Annotated in this window: 14 protein-coding genes; 7 read left to right on the top strand and 7 right to left on the bottom strand. The window is 73.3% G+C overall.

All coding sequences use genetic code 11. From position 1 onward, the window contains the following. Together OG867_RS02520 and OG867_RS02515 are read right to left on the bottom strand one after the other, a co-directional pair. A complete protein-coding gene (locus OG867_RS02520) occupies positions 1-576 on the bottom strand; it encodes a DUF305 domain-containing protein (RefSeq protein ID WP_406282176.1) in 576 nt (191 codons plus the stop codon). 71 nt (positions 577-647) lie between these two features. Next, the gene (locus OG867_RS02515; protein WP_406282173.1) at positions 648-1,583 is read right to left on the bottom strand and encodes a DUF1996 domain-containing protein; all 936 of its coding nucleotides are present in this window, start codon (positions 1,581-1,583) and stop codon (positions 648-650) included. A gap of 279 nt (positions 1,584-1,862) precedes the next feature. On the opposite strand from OG867_RS02515, the gene ligA reads away from it, so the two are divergent. The 4 genes from ligA to secD all read left to right on the top strand — a co-directional run bounded on the left by ligA (position 1,863) and on the right by secD (position 7,984). After that, positions 1,863-3,962, top strand: a complete 2,100-nt coding sequence (gene ligA / locus OG867_RS02510; protein ID WP_406282170.1) for an NAD-dependent DNA ligase LigA — start codon at positions 1,863-1,865, stop codon at positions 3,960-3,962. Positions 3,963-4,158: 196 nt separating this feature from the next. Continuing rightward, positions 4,159-4,974, top strand: coding sequence for a rod shape-determining protein (locus tag OG867_RS02505; protein ID WP_406282167.1), 816 nt, complete (start codon positions 4,159-4,161; stop codon positions 4,972-4,974). Next, positions 4,971-5,561 (top strand): hypothetical protein, encoded by a 591-nt coding sequence (locus OG867_RS02500; RefSeq protein ID WP_406282164.1) that lies wholly within the window; start codon positions 4,971-4,973, stop codon positions 5,559-5,561. Before OG867_RS02505 ends, OG867_RS02500 begins: the two co-directional genes overlap by 4 nt. 44 nt (positions 5,562-5,605) lie before the next feature. After that, positions 5,606-7,984 (top strand): protein translocase subunit SecD, encoded by a 2,379-nt coding sequence (gene secD, locus OG867_RS02495; RefSeq protein WP_406282161.1) that lies wholly within the window; start codon positions 5,606-5,608, stop codon positions 7,982-7,984. Positions 7,985-8,035: 51 nt separating this feature from the next. Here the strand turns inward: secD and OG867_RS02490 are convergent, their stop codons facing one another. Then, positions 8,036-8,845 carry a helix-turn-helix transcriptional regulator gene (locus OG867_RS02490; protein WP_328903546.1) on the bottom strand — a complete coding sequence of 270 codons (810 nt, stop codon included), beginning with the start codon at positions 8,843-8,845 and terminating at the stop codon, positions 8,036-8,038. Positions 8,846-8,908: 63 nt separating this feature from the next. Here OG867_RS02490 and OG867_RS02485 point away from each other — a divergent pair, with 63 nt between their 5' ends. Further along, positions 8,909-9,214, top strand: coding sequence for a 4a-hydroxytetrahydrobiopterin dehydratase (locus OG867_RS02485; RefSeq protein ID WP_328903547.1), 306 nt, complete (start codon positions 8,909-8,911; stop codon positions 9,212-9,214). 4 nt (positions 9,215-9,218) lie between these two features. Here the strand turns inward: OG867_RS02485 and OG867_RS02480 are convergent, their stop codons facing one another. Next, positions 9,219-10,181 carry a LysR family transcriptional regulator gene (locus OG867_RS02480; protein ID WP_328903548.1) on the bottom strand — a complete coding sequence of 321 codons (963 nt, stop codon included), beginning with the start codon at positions 10,179-10,181 and terminating at the stop codon, positions 9,219-9,221. A 101-nt stretch (positions 10,182-10,282) separates the two neighbouring features. On the opposite strand from OG867_RS02480, the gene OG867_RS02475 reads away from it, so the two are divergent. Both OG867_RS02475 and OG867_RS02470 read left to right on the top strand, forming a co-directional pair. After that, positions 10,283-11,023 carry a class I SAM-dependent methyltransferase gene (locus OG867_RS02475; RefSeq protein ID WP_406282156.1) on the top strand — a complete coding sequence of 247 codons (741 nt, stop codon included), beginning with the start codon at positions 10,283-10,285 and terminating at the stop codon, positions 11,021-11,023. A gap of 70 nt (positions 11,024-11,093) precedes the next feature. After that, positions 11,094-12,029 carry a class I SAM-dependent methyltransferase gene (locus OG867_RS02470; RefSeq protein ID WP_406282153.1) on the top strand — a complete coding sequence of 312 codons (936 nt, stop codon included), beginning with the start codon at positions 11,094-11,096 and terminating at the stop codon, positions 12,027-12,029. Positions 12,030-12,105: 76 nt separating this feature from the next. Here OG867_RS02470 and OG867_RS02465 read toward each other — a convergent pair whose 3' ends face one another. From OG867_RS02465 to OG867_RS02455, 3 genes are all read right to left on the bottom strand, one after another. Further along, complete coding sequence (locus tag OG867_RS02465) at positions 12,106-12,942, bottom strand: aldo/keto reductase (RefSeq protein WP_018100304.1); 837 nt, start codon at positions 12,940-12,942, stop codon at positions 12,106-12,108. Positions 12,943-13,034: 92 nt separating this feature from the next. Further along, complete coding sequence (locus OG867_RS02460) at positions 13,035-14,834, bottom strand: AMP-binding protein (RefSeq protein WP_328903551.1); 1,800 nt, start codon at positions 14,832-14,834, stop codon at positions 13,035-13,037. Positions 14,835-15,156: 322 nt separating this feature from the next. Then, positions 15,157-16,041, bottom strand: a complete 885-nt coding sequence (locus OG867_RS02455; RefSeq protein ID WP_406282148.1) for a LysR family transcriptional regulator — start codon at positions 16,039-16,041, stop codon at positions 15,157-15,159. Positions 16,042-16,132 lie beyond the last annotated feature (91 nt).

Here is a 16,132-nt window from a genome sequence, read left to right as displayed (position 1 = left end):
TCAGCCGGGAGCGCCGGACGGGGCGGGCAGCCGGGCGATCTCGGCCCGGCGGGCGGAGACCAGGGCGGCCGCGAGCCGCTTGGCGTCCGGCCGGGTGCCGGCCCCGGTCTCGGAGCGCGACACCTGGGCGGTCTGGCGCAGATGGCCGCCGATCCGCTCCACCAGGAAGCGGTCGAAGGCCGCGCCCTCCAGCGCGCGGGCCCGTGCCAGGTCGTCGGCCGTCACCATGCCGGGCATGTGGTGGCCCTCGTGCACGTTGGTGTCCGGGAGCCCCATCCGGGCCAGCAGCGGGCGCAGCCGGTCCAGTTCGCCGTTCTGCGAGGTCCGCAGCCCGGCCGCCCAGCGCCGTACGGCGGTGTCGCCGGAGCGGTCGGCGGCGAGCGACAGGAGCGCCACGGCCGACTCGTTCATCGGGGTCATGAGCTGTGCCCAGGCGGCGTCGGTCGGATCGGCGGGAGCGCCGGTGGCGGACGGGGCGGGCGGGGGAGCGCTTTCCTGCCCGTCCGCCGGGGAGCCGCAGCCGACCAGGAGGAGGAGCAGCAGGGTGAGCGCCGGCGCGCTGCGGGCCGCTTTCATCAGGGCTCCCTCGGGGGAGGGCCCGTCCGGGGCGCGGGCCCCGGACGGGCGGGTGGGGACGGGGGAGCGCGTCAGGGGGTGCCGTCGGCCCCGCACTTGATGATGGCGTTGATGCAGTCGCGTACGCGCTGCGCCAGTTCGGCCTCGGGCCACACGTTGAAGAAGTCGCCGTGCATCGTGTAGCCGGGACCGGAAGCCAGGCGGAACCTGGACGGGTTACCGTTGACCGGGTACCGCAGCACCTGGCGGAGCTTGGGCACCGGCACCGGGTGGGTGGCCGGGCACTCGCCGTTGACCGGGTACGACATGTGGCTCTTGTGGTCGGGCGAGTCGAGGTCCTTGCCGTTCCAGCACTGCGGGAAGTCGAGGTACGACTCCAGCATCCCGTCGGACGGGCAGTTCACGAAGTCGTGCGACGGGTTGACCTCGCCGTGGTGCAGACACGACCAGCGCGAGATCGTGTTGTCGTTCGGCCCGGTCGCCTTGGCGTTGCCCGCGACGATCCGCAGACCCCGGGGGAAGGGCTTGATCTGCCGGATGACGTCGTCGCGGACGCCCTCGCCCAGGTAGTAGAACGTGGTGCCGGTGGGCTCCACCTCCTTGTCCCCGTCGTACAGGGTCGGCACCCAGTACGACGACAGGTCGATGTCGGGTGAGCAGGTGCTCCGGGCCTTCTCCAGCGAGGCCAGGTCGGAGTGGCCGTTCGTGGAGTCGTTGCCGAAGAAGCTGTGCATGTGGGAGGCGCCGGGCAGGCCCGGGAAGACGATCGGGTCGTCGGGTGCCCGGTGGGTGTACGGGCACTCGGCGAGGAATTCGGCCACCCGGACCACGTCGGCGGCCGCCTTGGGGGCGGGGGCCGACGTGCCGGCGGACGCGCTGCCGGTGGTGGCCTGAAGGAGGGTCAGGGCGAGCGCGGCGGCGGCGAGCGCCGCCGTGCGGTACCGCCGGGGCGGCGGGGTTCTGCGGTGGCTGTCCTCGCCACTGTGGCGTTGACGGAAGAAGAGCACGGCACTCCTGTTCGGGGAAGTGGTGGGGGGATGTGCCCTGATCATGGGCGGCCTGATCAGGCGAGAGAGCGCTCTCTGCCAGGGAACGTAAGAGCCTGTTGAGGGCATGTCAATACAGCTGACGAACCTTTGATTCCGGGTGTTGTGGGGGCTGTTCGGGCCGCAGAGGCTCGGAGAGCGCTCTCTCTGGCATGGGGTGGCCAAAACCGCTGGCGCCACGCCGGAGAGAGCGCTCTCCGAGCCTCTGCGTCAAGGGCGTTGTCAGTGGTGGGCGGCAGGATGGAGGGCATGACGAACTCAGCAGTCGTGCTCGCCGACCACGCCTCCTACGCCGCCGCCGTCGAGGAGGCCGCACAGGCCGCCGCCGCGTACTACGCCACGGGCGAGAGCACGCTCGACGATGACGCCTACGACCGCCTGGCGCGCGGTATCGCCGGGTACGAGCGGGAGCATCCGCAGGAGGTGCTGCCCGCCTCGCCGACCGGCAAGGTGGCGGGCGGCACGGCCGTCGGGGACGTGCCGCACACCGTCCCGATGCTCTCCCTCGACAACGTCTTCTCGGCCGAGCAGTTCGCCACCTGGACCGCATCCCTGGAGCGCCGGATCGGACGGCCCGTCACCGCGTGGAGCGTCGAGCCGAAGCTCGACGGGCTCGCGGTCGCCGCGCGGTATTACGTAGGCCGTCTGGAACGGCTGATCACCCGGGGTGACGGGACCGCGGGTGAGGACGTCTCCCATGCGATCGGGACCGTTCTCGGGCTCCCCGCGCGGCTCGCGGAGCCGGTGACGATCGAGATACGCGGCGAGATCCTGATGACCACCGAGCAGTTCGAGCAGGCCAACACGGTCCGCACCGAGCACGGCGGCGCCCCCTTCGCCAACGCGCGCAACGGCGCCGCGGGCACCCTGCGCGCCAAGGACCGTGCGTACACGGTGGAGATGACGTTCTTTGCATACGGAGCCCTGCCGCTGCCCGACTCCGGCGCGCCGGCCGACGAACTGACCGAGCTGCCGCACAGTCAGGTGCTCGCCCGGGTCGCGGAGCTCGGCGTGCACACCGCGGCGGACACGGAGGTCGCGCCGCGCACCGCCGCCACCGTCGAGGAGGTCCGGGCCCGGATCGAGGAAGTCGCCGCGCTACGGGCCGCGTTGCCGTTCGGGATCGACGGCATCGTCATCAAGGCGGACCTGGCGGCCGACCGGCGCGACGCCGGTTCCGGCTCCCGGGCCCCGCGCTGGGCCATCGCCTACAAGCTGCCCGCCGTCGAGAAGGTCACCCGCCTCCTCGGCGTCGAGTGGAACGTGGGCCGCACCGGCATCATCGCGCCGCGCGCCGTGCTGGAGCCCGTCGAGATCGACGGCTCGACCGTCAGCTACGCCACCCTGCACAACCCGGCCGACATCACCCGCCGGGACCTCCGCATCGGCGACCATGTGATGGTCTACAAGGCGGGCGACATCATCCCCCGCATCGAGGCGCCCGTCGCCCATCTGCGCACCGGCGAGGAGCAGCCCATCGACTTCCCCGAGGCGTGCCCCCAGTGCGGTTCGGAGATCGACAGCAGCGAGCAGCGCTGGCGTTGTGTGCGGGGCCGCGACTGCCGTCTCGTCGCCTCCGTCTCGTACGCCGCCGGGCGCGACCAGCTCGACATCGAGGGGCTCGGCACGACCCGGGTCGTCCAGCTGGTCGACGCCGGTCTCGTCACCGATTTCGCCGACCTGTTCATGCTGGAACGCGAACAGCTGCTCACGCTCGACCGGATGGGGGAGACCAGCACCGACAATCTGCTGGCCGCGATCGACACGGCGCGCTCGCAGCCGCTCTCCCGGGTCTTCTGCGCCCTCGGCGTGCGCGGTACCGGGCGCTCCATGTCCCGCCGGATCGCCCGCTACTTCGCGGAGATGGACCGGATCAGAGCCGCCGACGAGGAGGAGTTGCAGCGGGTCGACGGCATCGGCAAGGAGAAGGCGGCCGGGGTCGTCGCGGAGCTGGCCGGGCTCGCCCCGCTCATCGACAAGCTGGTCGCCGCCGGGCTCAACATGACCGAACCGGGCGCGACGCCGCCGCCCCCGCCGGGCGAGGAGGCCGACGAGGAGACGGCCGCCGCTGCCGAGGGCGCTCCGCTGGCCGGGATGACCGTGGTCGTCTCCGGCGCCATGACGGGCGCGTTGGAGAAGCTGTCGCGCAACCAGATGAACGAGCTGGTCGAGCGGGCCGGCGGCAAGTCCTCCTCCAGCGTCTCCAAGCGCACGACGCTGCTCGTCGCCGGGGAGAAGGCGGGCTCCAAGCGGAGCAAGGCGGAGGACCTGGGGGTACGGATCGCCACGCCGGAGGAGTTCGCGGAGCTGATAGCGGAGTTCCTGCCGGTCGACGCGTGACGCGGGGCGCGTGACCGCGCGGGGCGTGTCTGTGGCGCGCACGGCCCGTCGTGCGCGCGGGGCGAGTCCTTCGATTTTGGTGGGGAGTGGCTTTCTTTGCCTCCCTATTGCATAGTGAGGGCTCGGTCATGCCTCGCGATCAGCGGGTCACTGGGTGTGTGTACGGCCGCGGCTGCGTGCCCGGGGGTGAGGGGCGATGCGTTCTCTGCGCGACGGACGGCGGCTCGACCGCTCCGTCCACCGGCACTACCGGGGTGCCACCCGGGGCCTCGCCCTCGACCTCGGCAGCTCCCGCACCCGGGCCTGGGTCCCCGGACAGGGCGTCGTCGCGGACACCGTCCACGGCACCGGTGAGTACGGCCCCGGCCGGCCCGTCCGGCGCGGCCGCATCGTGGACCCGGAGTCGTGCGGCCGGATGCTGGCCCGCATCGCCGACCGGGCCCTGGGCGAGCGCCGCGAGGACGCGGTCATCGTCTTCAGCCACCCCGTGCTCGCCGGGCCCGGCCACCGGGCCGCCGCCCGCGACCTGCTCCGCGCGCTCGGCCCCTCGGACGTCATCGTTCTGGACAGTGCCCGTGCCGCCGCCGCGTGCGCCGGGCCCGGGGACGGCGGCGGCCCCCTCCTCGTCCTCGACATCGGCGCCGAGCTGACCGAGGCGACCCTGCTCGTGGACGGCCTGGTGCGGGACGCCCGCCTCGCGGAGACCGGGCTCAGCGACCTGGACCCGGGCGAGCCGCCCACCGCCGCCGTCCGCGCCGTCCTGGACATGGTCATGGCCATGTGGCGGCAGGACCCGCACGGCGCGCTGCTCGGCGCCCTGCGCAGGGGCCCGCTGCTCGCCGGAGGCGGCGCGCTGCGACCGGACGTCACCCACCGGATAGCGGTCCGCCTCGGCGTTCCGGTCCGGCGCACGGACGACCCGGCGACCACGGTCGTGCGCGGCGCCGGACTGGTCCTCAGCTCCGTCCTCCGCCACACCACGGCGCCCGCCCTGCCCGGCCGCCTCCGGTGACCCCGCTCCCGGGGCAGCCCCCGGGGAACGCGCACCCGGGCCGCTCTTCCGCCGCGCGGCAGTACCTCGTCGCGCTGCTCCTCGCGGTGCTCGCCCTCGTCGGCGGGGCGCCCGCGGCGGCCGGTGAGGGTCTCCCCGTACGCGTGTCGGCGGGGCTTCCCACGACGCCCGCGACGACCGCCCCCGGCCTCCCCGTACGACACGCGACCGGACAGACGACCGTCGAGCGGTCCGCCCTGCCGACTGACGCCGAGGCGCCCCGGACCGTCCCACCCGCCGCGGCCACCCCGCCGCCCGCCACCGTCGACCGTGGCCCGGACACCACCCCGTGGGCTGCCGCCGAGCACCCCCGTACCGCACACCAGTTGCCCCCGCCCGGCCCCGGCGGCCTCGTCCCAAGCCCCGCGCGGGCCCCGCTTCCGCGCTCCGTCCCCTGGCTCGTCCGTACCGCCCCCGCCTCCGCCGTCCAGCGCCCGCGCGTGGCGCTGCCCGGGGTGCGCGGGCCTCCGAGTGCCGGTGTCCACCGGCCCGGGGACCGCTCGCCGGTCCCGCAATCCATCAACGCCGTGCCGCTCCCGCCGTCCTGACCGGGTGAGGGGCGTGCCCGGCGCCCCCTCGGAGGAATCCCGCAATGACGCGCGCCACCACGGTGCGGGCGGTGCTGGCTGCGGCCGTGCTGCTCGTCTCCGTGTTCATCACGCTGACCATGTCACCCAGACTCGGCCTGGATCTCCAGGGCGGCACCCGCATGGTGCTCCAGGCCCAGGACTCCGACACCGCGGAGGCCGACCGCGAGAGCACCGACCGCACCCTGGAGGTGCTGCGCCGGCGCGTCGACTCGCTCGGGGTGACGGAGCCGGTCCTCACCCGGTCCGGCGAGGACCGGATCATCGTGGAACTCCCGGACGTCCAGGACCCGCGCAAGGCCGCCGAGGTCATCGGCAAGACCGCCCAGCTGACCTTCCACGCCGTCCAGGGCCCGGGCGGACCGGCCGAGGACGGCAAGGGGCTGACCCTGCCCGACGAGCAGGGCCGCGAACTGGCCCTCGGGCCCGCCGCCCTCTCCGGCGCCGGGGTCAAGGAGGCGTCCGCGTCCTTCGACGCCCAGCAGGGCGCCGGCTGGACCGTGTCGCTCGACTTCCACAAGGACGCCGGCCGGGACTGGACCCGGCTGACCGGCGAGGCGGCCTGTCACCCGGCGCAGGACGAGCGGCGCCGGGTCGCCATCGTGCTCGACAAGCGGGTGATCTCCTCGCCCCAGGTCTCGCCGACCGTCGCCTGCGGTTCGGGCCTGCCCTCCGGCTCCACCCGGATCACCGGCTCGTTCAGCGCGGACGAGGCCCGCGAACTCGCCCTGCTGATCGAGGGCGGTGCCCTGCCGGTGCCCGTCGAGATCGTGGAGCAGCGGACGGTCGGCCCGACGCTCGGCGCCGCCGTCATCGACGCCGGCGCACGGGCGGCCCTGATCGGCGCGGCGGCCACCGCCCTGTTCATCATCGTGATCTACCGCCTCTTCGGCGCCCTCGCCGCCGTGGCGCTCGCGGCGTACGGGGTGATCTCGTACGCGGCCCTCGTCGCCCTCGGCGTCACGCTGACGCTGCCCGGACTCGCCGGTTTCGTGCTGGCGATCGGCATGGCGGTCGACGCGAACGTGCTGGTCTTCGAGCGGGCCCGGGAGGAGTACGCCGGACGGCCCGGGAAGAGCCTGCGGGCCTCGCTCGCCGCCGGGTTCAAGGGCGCCTGGACGGCCGTCGCCGACTCCAACGTGACGACGCTCATCGCGGCCGGGCTGCTGTTCTTCCTCGGCTCCGGACCGGTCAAGGGGTTCGGTGTCACGCTCGCCATCGGCGTCCTGACGTCGATGTTCTCCGCACTGGTCGGCGCCCGCGCCCTCACCGAGATCGCGGCGCACTCGCGGTTCGTCGCGGACTACCGGGGCGTCAACGGCATCGCGATCCCGGGCCGGGTGCGGACCTGGCTCACCCGGCGCGACCCGCAGCTGATGCGCTCCCCGCGCCGCTGGCTGACGGTCTCCGCCGTCCTCATCGCGGTGGCCGTCGCGGGCATCCTGGTGCGCGGGGTCAACCTGGGCGTCGAGTTCACCGGCGGACGGCTGGTCGAGTACTCCACCAGCCGCCCCGTGGACGTCGAGACCGCGCGGACCGCCCTCGCGGGCGCCGGGTTCGGGGACGCCGAGGTCACCACGGCCGGTGCGGGCGACATCTCCGTGCGGACCGGGGGGCTCAACAACGACGGCGAACACGCGCTGCGGGCCGCCCTGGCCGCCGAAGGCGGCGAGACCACCAAGGTCCGCGACGAGCTGATCGGCCCCAGCCTCGGCGACGAACTGCGGCGCAACGCCCTGATCGCCCTGGCCATCGCCGTACTCGTCCAGCTGGCCTATCTGGCGGTCAGGTTCCGCTGGACGTTCGCCGTCGCCTCGGTCGGGGCGCTCGTGCACGACGTGATCGTCCTGATCGGGGTGTTCGCCTGGCTGGGACGCACCGTCGACGGCATCTTCCTGGCGGCGCTCCTCACCGTCATCGGGTACTCCGTCAACGACTCGGTCGTCGTCTTCGACCGGGTGCGGGAGCTGTGGGGCAGGGCCTGTCTTGAGTTCCCCGTCGTCCGCCCGGAGGGTGGGCGCACCGGGCGTCGGGGCGCAGGCGGGGAACTCAAGACAGGCCCTGAGGCCCCCAGAAAGCCGCTCGCGGAGGTGGCGAACCGGGCTGTCCTGCAGACCGTGCCCCGGACGGTGAACACCGGGATGGGCGCCCTGTTCATCCTCACCGCCCTCGCCGTGCTCGGCGGCGACTCGCTGGAGGACTTCGCGCTCGCCCTGCTGATCGGCATCGTCGTGGGGACGTACTCCTCGGTGATGACCGCCGTCCCGGCCGCGCTGCTGCTGGAGCGCACCAGCAAGGTCCCGCCGCCTGCCCGCACCCGGGCCCCGCGCGTCCGGCAGCGCGCCGGACGCCGCGACCCGCACGACAACGGGGCGCGGGTGTAGCCGCTACGGGCCAGTGTCAGCCGGTCCGGCGGGCACGGGCCCGGTCCGTCCTCAGGGCACCAGCGAGCGCAGATACGCGGCGGTGTCCGCGTCGGCCGGCAGCAGCGTCTCGATGGCCAGCTCCGCCACCGTCACGTCCATCGGCGTGTTGAACGTGGCGATCGAGGCGACGAACGACAGCACGTGCCCCTCGTGCTCGATGACCAGCGGCAGGGCGAACGGCACCGACGATGAGGGCGGCTGCCAGTCCTCGTCCCCGTCCGGCCCGGCCGGCAGCGGATATCCCGCCACCTCCTCGTACAACTCGCGCAGCTCCGGCGAACGCACCAGCGCGATCTGGCGCTCCATCTGCGCGAGGAGGTCCGCCCGCCACGCGCGGAGGTTCCGGATGCGCGGGGCCAGGCCCTCCGGGTGCAGGGTGAGCCGCATCGCGTTCAGCGGCGGGGCCAGGAGGTGTTCCGGTACGCCGTCGAGCAGCCGGGTCATCCCCTGATTGGCCGCCACCACGGTGTACGTCCCGTCCACCACGAAGGCCGGATACGGGTCGTAGCCCCGCAGCAGCCGGTCGAGGCCGTCCCGGAGCGCCCCCATCGACGGGTCGTCGAGCGCGGTCTCCGCGTAGTGCGGGGCGTAACCCGCCATCACCAGCAGGGCGTTGCGTTCTCGTACGGGCACGTCCAGGTGCTCGGCGAGCCGCAGCACCATCTCCTCGCTGGGGCGTGAGCGCCCCGTCTCGATGAACGAGATGTGCCGGGCCGAGGAGCCGGCCCGCAGCGCGAGCTCCAGCTGACTGACCCGGCGCCGCTCCCGCCAGCTGCGCAGCAGCGGCCCTACCCCCGTGTCGAGCGCGACAGTTGTCATACCGAGACCGTAACGTCACCGGCACCGCCGACCGGCATCGACCACCAGTGAGGGAGCCGCACCATGCCCGCCGCACCGCTGCCGCAGAACGAGATCGAGGACCGGCTGCGCGAGCTGCCCGGCTGGTCGCTGGAGGGGGACCGGATCACCCGCACCTACCGGCTGCCCTCGCACTTCGCCGCCGCCGCGCTCGCGATGCACGTCGCCGCGATCCAGGACGAGCTGAACCACCACAGCGACCTGACGCTCGGTTACAACACCGTCGCCCTCTCCGTGAACTCGCACGACGCGGGCGGCAAGGTCACGGACAATGACCTCGGCCTCGCCGCCCGGGTCGCGGCGGTGGCACCCGGCCACGGGGCCGAGTAGCCCCTCAGGCCGCCGAGCCGAACCCGGGGTGGGTGGCGAGCCAGCGCGTGTAGCTCTCGCTGCGCTCCACCGCCTGGGCGTACGCCGCCCGGGTGTGCCCGCTCACCGCACCGGCCGCCGCCGACGCGGCGGCCGAGCGCGGGTGCCAGCCCAGCAGATGGCGCCAGCTGAGCGGCGCCCCGGCGACCGGCAGCGTCACCACCCCCGGCGTCGGCGGGAACGTCGCCCGGCACAGCCCCACCGCCCGCCCCACCTGGACGAGATGGACGACCGACGAGGTGTCCGTCTCGTACACCGACACCGGGCGGAAACCCGCCCGTGCGCACGCCGCCACGAAACAGTCCGCGAAGCAGCCGTCGCCCGGCACGTCCGCCCAGCACTCGTCCGCCAGCTCGGACAGCTCCAACGCGTCCCGGCCGGACAGCGGATGGGTCTCCGGCAGCATCACGAAGACCGGATCGACCCCGACGACCTGCCATTCCAGCCGGTCCGCGTCCGGCGGGGCGCTCTCGCCACAGGTACCGATGAGCGCGAAGTCGAGCCGCCCGTCCACCAGTTGCGAGGCGACCTCGGTCACCGACCAGGAGGTGTACGTGGACACCGGCGCCGCCGGGTGCGCGGCGGCCAGCCGGTCCACGAGGCCGCCGAGGAGCGGGCCGTGCGTGCCACCCAGCCGGAACCGCTCCAGGGTCCCCATCGCGTTGGCGAACCGGACGGCCTCCTCCTGGAGTTCGGTCACGGCGGGCAGTACGATCCGGGCCCGCTCCAGGACCAGTTCGCCCAGCGGCGTCGCCCGCGCGCCCGTGTGGTCGCGCTCGAAGAGCGGGCCGCCGAGTGCCTTCTCGATCCGCCGCAGCTGTGCGCTGAGCGCGGGCTGAGCGAGGCCCAGCGCGGTGGCGGCCTTGGTCAGGCTGCCCGTGTCGGCGATGGCACGGACGGTTCGCAGATGGCGCAACTCCAGCTCCATCACCGCACGTTATGGCCCCGGTGGCCGCACGGCAATACGTCGGTGGTTCAGACCTCTGGTTCGTTCCACGGGCGGCGATCGTGGCCTAGAGTCGCCTCCCGATGCTCGACTACAACGAAGAGGCCGCCGTCTACGACGCCACGCGCGGCGGGCTGCCCCGCGCCGAGGCGGCGGCCGCCGCCGTGCTCGGCCTGGTGCCGGACACCGCGCGCTCCCTGCTGGACATCGGCTGCGGTACGGGCCTGGTCACCGGGCAGATCGCCGCCGCCCGGCCCGGGCTGCGGGTGACCGGCTCCGACGCCGCGCACGGCATGGCCGTCGTCGCACGGCAGCGCGTCGGTGCCGTTCTGCTCGCCGACGCCCGCCGACTGCCGCTGCCCGACGCGGCGGTGGACGCGGTCACCGCCGTCTGGCTGCTGCATCTGCTGCGCGAACCGGGCGCGGTCCGGGCGGTGGTGGCCGAGGCGGCGCGCGTGCTGCGGCCGGGCGGGGTGTTCGTCACCACCGTCGACAAGGACGCCGCGCACGACGTGGGCAGCGACATCGACGCCGCGTTCGCCCCGTACCTGGCGCCGACCCCGGCCGACGGAACGGACCTGGTCGTCGCCCATGCGGCGGAGGGCGGCCTCGATGTGGTGGGCGACGCGTTCTTCACCGGACACGGGCAGGGCCGGTCGCCGCTGAGCGCGGCACGCGGGGTCCGGCGGGGCTACTACACCTCCCGCCTGATCCTGCCGGGGGACGCCGCCGAACAGCTCGTCCGGAATCTGGCCGCCCTGCCGGACCAGAACCGCAGGCGCGCCGACCCGGAGTACCGGCTGCTGGCCTTCCGGCGCAGGTAGCCGACCCGGGCTGCTTGCCGGAACGGCAAGGAAGTTTGCCTGCGCGGCGGCGCCTGGTGACCCTGGTGCCATGAGCAACCACTCCGGCCACGGCCACCACCACGACGGCCACCAGGGCCTGCACCACGAGCCCTCCGCGCACGGGCACCACCACGGCGGGTCCGAACCCGACTGGGACGTGATGGCCCCGCTCCTGGAGCGCAACGCCGAGCTCAGCAGCGCGCAGTACACCGAGGCGGCCCGCTGGATCGCCGCCCTGCCCACCGCTCCGAAGGTCCGCCGGGTCCTCGACGTCGGCGCCGGCCCCGGGGTGGTCGCCTGCCTGCTGGCCGAGGTCTTCCCGGACGCCGAGGTCGTCGCCGTCGACGGCACCCCCGCCCTCCTCGAACGCACCCGGGACCGGGCGCGCCGGCTCGGGCTCGACGGCCGCGTCACCACCCTGCACGCCACCCTCCCCGAAGAGCTGTCCGCCTTGGGCGAGGCCGACCTGATCTGGGCCGGCAACACCCTGCACCACATGGGCGACCAGCGCGCCGTGCTCGCCGGATTCGGCGGGCTGCTGCGCCCCGGCGGCACCGTCGCCCTGGTCGAGGGCGGGCTCCAGGCCCGGCAGCTCCCGCGCGACCTGGGCTTCGGCAGGCCCGGGATCGAGGCCCGGATGGAGGCCGCCGAGGCGGAACTCTTCCAGGAGATGCGCGCCGAGCTGCCCGACGCCCGCCGCGAGGTCGAGAACTGGGCGGCCCTGTTCGGCGCGGCCGGTCTCACCCCGCAGGGCACCCGCAGCTTCCTGCTCGACCTGCCCGCGCCCCTCGGCGACGCGGCCCGGGAACAGGTGATCGCCGACTTCACCCGCCGCAGCGGTGGGCTGCGCGACCACCTGGACGCCGAGGACCTCGCCGTGCTCGACCGGCTCCTCGACCCCGAGGACCCGGCATCCCTGCACCGCCGCCCGGACGTCTTCCTGCTCCTGGCCCGCACCCTCCACCTGGGCCGACGATACGCCTGAGCCATCCCCGTAACGACGAAACCGCCGCCCCCGCTCGTACGCGAGCGGGGGCGGCGGTTCCGTCAAGCCGTGGCGGTCAGGCGCCGGCGTTGAACTCGCCCGGGTTCGGGCCGAGCCGCTTGCCCTCGTCCAGCGCCGCGAAGGCGGCCAGGTCGTCGGCGTCCAGCTCGAAGTCGAACACGTCGATGTTCTCCGCGATCCGCGACGGGGTCACGGACTTCGGGATCACCACGTTGCCCGTCTGGAGGTGCCAGCGCAGCACCGCCTGGGCGGGCGTGCGGTTGTGCTTGCGGGCGACCGCGAGGACCGTCGGGACCTCCAGCAGGCCCTTGCCGGAACCGAGCGGCGACCATGCCTCGGTGAGGATGCCGTGCTGGGCGTGCAGGGCGCGGGACTCGGCCTGCTGGAGCTGCGGGTGCAGCTCGATCTGGTTGAGCACCGGCACCACGGAGGTCTCACCGAGCAGCCGCTCCAGGTGCTCCGGGAGGAAGTTCGACACGCCGATGGCCTTCGCGCGGCCGTCGGCGTGGATCTTCTCGAACGCCCGGTAGGTGTCGACGTACGCGTCCTTGGCGGGCACCGGCCAGTGGATCAGATACAGGTCCACGTAGTCGAGGCCCAGTTTCTCCAGCGAGGCGTCGAAGGCGCGCAGCGTCGAGTCGTAGCCCTGGTCGCTGTTCCACAGCTTGGTGGTCACGAACAGCTCGTCGCGGGCGACGCCGGAGGCGGCGATGGCCTTGCCCGTGCCCGCCTCGTTCTGGTAGATCGCGGCGGTGTCGATGCTGCGGTACCCGGACTCGATGGCGGTGGCGACCGCCTTCGTCGCCTCGTCGTCCGGCACCTGCCAGACTCCGAACCCGAGCTGGGGCATCTCGACGCCGTTGTTGAGGGTGAGGGAGGGGACCTGGCTCACGAGCTGAGGATCCTTACGTTGGGGGAGTGGAACTCCCAGGGTCAACGATCAAGAACGCCCACGCATTCCCGCCCGCCCCGATCCGTTCCCGCTCAGCGGTACAGCGCGTCCACCTCGGTCTCGTACGCCGCCTCGATCGCCTTGCGCTTCAGCTTCAGCGACGGGGTGAGCAGCCCGTGCTGCTCGCTGAACTGGTGCGCCAGGATGCGGAACGTACGGATGGACTCGGCCTGCGAGACCGCGGTGTTCGCCGCCACCACCGCCCGGCGCACCTCCATCTCCAGGTCCGGGTCGCGCACCAGCTCGCCCGGGGACAGTTGCTGCCGCCCCTGCATCGTCAGCCAGTGCTCCACGGCCTCCTGGTCGACGGTGACCAGCGCCGCCACATAGGGCCGGTCGTTGCCGACGACGATGCACTGCGCCACCAGCGGATGCGCCCGCACCCGCTCCTCCAGGGCGGCCGGCGACACGCTCTTGCCGCCGGACGTCACCAGGATCTCCTTCTTCCGTCCGGTGATCGTCAGATAGCCGTCCTCGTCCAGCGACCCCAGGTCCCCGGTGGCCAGCCAGCCGTCGTTGAGCACCGCGTCGGTCGCCTTCGGGTCGCCGAGATACCCGCCGAACACATGGCTCCCGTGCACCCACACCTCGCCGTCCGCCGCGATGTGCACCGTGCTGCCGGGGATCGGCTGCCCGACCGTGCCGTACCGGGTGCGCTCCGGCGGATTGGCGGTGGCCGCCGCCGTCGTCTCGGTCAGCCCGTACCCCTCGTACACCGTCACCCCGGCGCCCGCGAAGAACAGGCCCAAGCTGCGCTCCATGCCCGAGCCGCCCGACATGGCGTGCCGGATGCGGCCGCCCATCGCCTCGCGGACCTTCTTGTACACGACCTTGTCGAAGAACTGGTGCTGCATCCGCAGCCCGGTCGAGGGCCCCGGGCCGGTGCCGAAGGCCCGGGCCTCCATCGCCTCCGCGTACTTCACCGCGATGTCGACGGCCTTGTCGAACGGCCCCGCCCTGCCCTCCGCCTCCGCCCTGCGCCGGGCCGCGTTGAAGACCTTCTCGAAGATGTACGGCACCGCCAGGATGAACGTCGGCCGGAAGGAGACCAGGTCCGGCATCAGGGCCTTCGCCGACAGCTCCGGCTGGTGCCCCAGCTTGACCCGGCCCCGGATCGCGGTGATCTCCACCATCCGCCCGAAGACGTGCGCCAGCGGCAGGAAGAGCAGCGTCACCGCCTCGTCGCCCGGTCTGGAGTGGAACACCGACTCCCAGCGCGAGGCCATGGTGTCCGCCTCGAACATGAAGTTGGCGTGCGTGAGGACGCAGCCCTTGGGGCGGCCCGTGGTGCCCGAGGTGTAGATGACGGTCGCCACCGACTCCGGGGTCACCGCCCGCCGGTGCCGGTGCACCACCTCGTCCTCGACGTGCGCACCCGCCTCGACCAGCTCCGCGACCGCGCCGGCGTCCAGCTGCCACAACCGCTTCAGCTGGGGCAGCCGGTCGATGACCGAGGCCACCGTCATCGCGTGGTCCTCGTGCTCCACCATCACCGCCGACACCTCGGCGTCGTGCAGCATCCACAGCACCTGCTCGGCCGACGACGTCGGGTAGACCGGCACCGACTGGGCGCCCACCGCCCACAGCGCGAAGTCGAACAGGGTCCACTCGTAGCGCGTACGCGACATCAGGGCGACCCGGTCGCCGAACCGCACCCCGTGCGCGATCAGTCCCTTGGCCAGTGCGAGCACCTCGTCACGGAACGCGGCCGACGTCACGTCCTGCCAGTTCCCGTCCGCGTCTTTTCGGCCGAGCGCGATCCGGTGCGGCTCCTCGTCGGCATGGTCGAACACGACGTCGGCGAGGCCGCCCACGAGGGGAGCGGCCGCCATGGGTGGGACAGTGAATTCGCGCAATGACCTGCTCCTTGGGGTGCTCCGCACAGCGCCGCGACGCTACCCCACCGGACGCCGGCGCGGGAGGGTCCGGAACGGCCCGTACCACTTGGTATATGCACAGGTCAGGGGCCGAAATCCGGCCAAGTGGGCAAGGCTCGGGCACGCTTCTGACCATGGAGTAAGCAGCTGGGGCGGGAATCTCCACCGAATCTGTACGCCGCGATCACTGACGGTGTGGGCGGCTGTGTCCCGGTTTGGCGGGTTGGCCGGGCTCCGGCTGCCGCGTCCCCGGTGTTCTCCCCCTCATGGGGCCGGGTCATGCCGGTTCACGCCCACGAACTGCGCGGATCAGCCGGTCGCCGCCCGCCAGGATCGCCGTAGCCAGCGCGTCCGCCGCCTGCTGCGCGCCGCCCCGGCGCCTGCCGTGCAGCAGGACGAAGTCCACCCCGCCCAGCTCCGGCAGCCCCGCCCGGACCGGCACCGGTTCCAGGCCGGGCGGCACCAGGCCCCGGGTGTGCGCCATCACGCCGAGCCCCGCGTGGGCGGCCGCCACCAGGCCGCTGAGGCTGCCGCTCGTGCACGCGATCCGCCAGGAGCGGCCCTGCTCCTCCAGCACCTCCAGGGCGCGCGCCCGCGTGATGCCCGGCGGCGGGAAGACGACCAGCGGCACCGGGCGGTCCGGGTCGAGCCGGAGCCCCGGCGCGCCGATCCAGACCAGGGCGTCCTGCCAGACCAGCTTCCCGTGGGTGTCCCCGGCCCGCCGCTTGGCCAGCACCAGATCCAGCCGGCCCGCCTCCAGCTGCCGGTGCAGGGTCCCGGACAGCTCCACGGTCAGCTCCAGCTCGACCTCCGGATGGTCGCGCCGGAACGTCTGAAGGATCTCGGGCAGCCGGGTCTGCACGAAGTCCTCCGAGGCCCCGAACCGCAGCCGCCCCCGCAGCCGCGTCCCGGTGAAGTACGCCGACGCCCGCTCGTGCGCCTCCAGGATCGTCCGGGCGAAGCCGAGCATCGCCTCGCCGTCCGCCGTGAGATCGACGCGGTGGGTGTCCCGGGCGAACAGCTGCCGCCCGGTCGCGTCCTCCAGCCGCCGCACATGCTGGCTCACCGTGGACTGCCGCACCCCGAGCCGGCGGGCGGCGGCGGTGAAGGACAGGGTCTGGGCGACGGCCAGAAAGGTGCGCAGCTGCGCGGGGTCGTACATACCGGACAGGCTATCGCGGATCGTGATGACAGTCAGAGCGGTATACGTGTTTCCCGATCGGAGGGCGTCCGAGCAGGATGGTTCCCGGGCA

The sequence above is a fragment of the Streptomyces sp. NBC_00209 genome, from assembly GCF_045206345.1.
Lineage (GTDB): Bacteria > Actinomycetota > Actinomycetes > Streptomycetales > Streptomycetaceae > Streptomyces.
The sequence above is the reverse complement of the archived record's forward strand: the minus strand, read 5'-3'. Positions and strand labels throughout refer to the sequence as shown.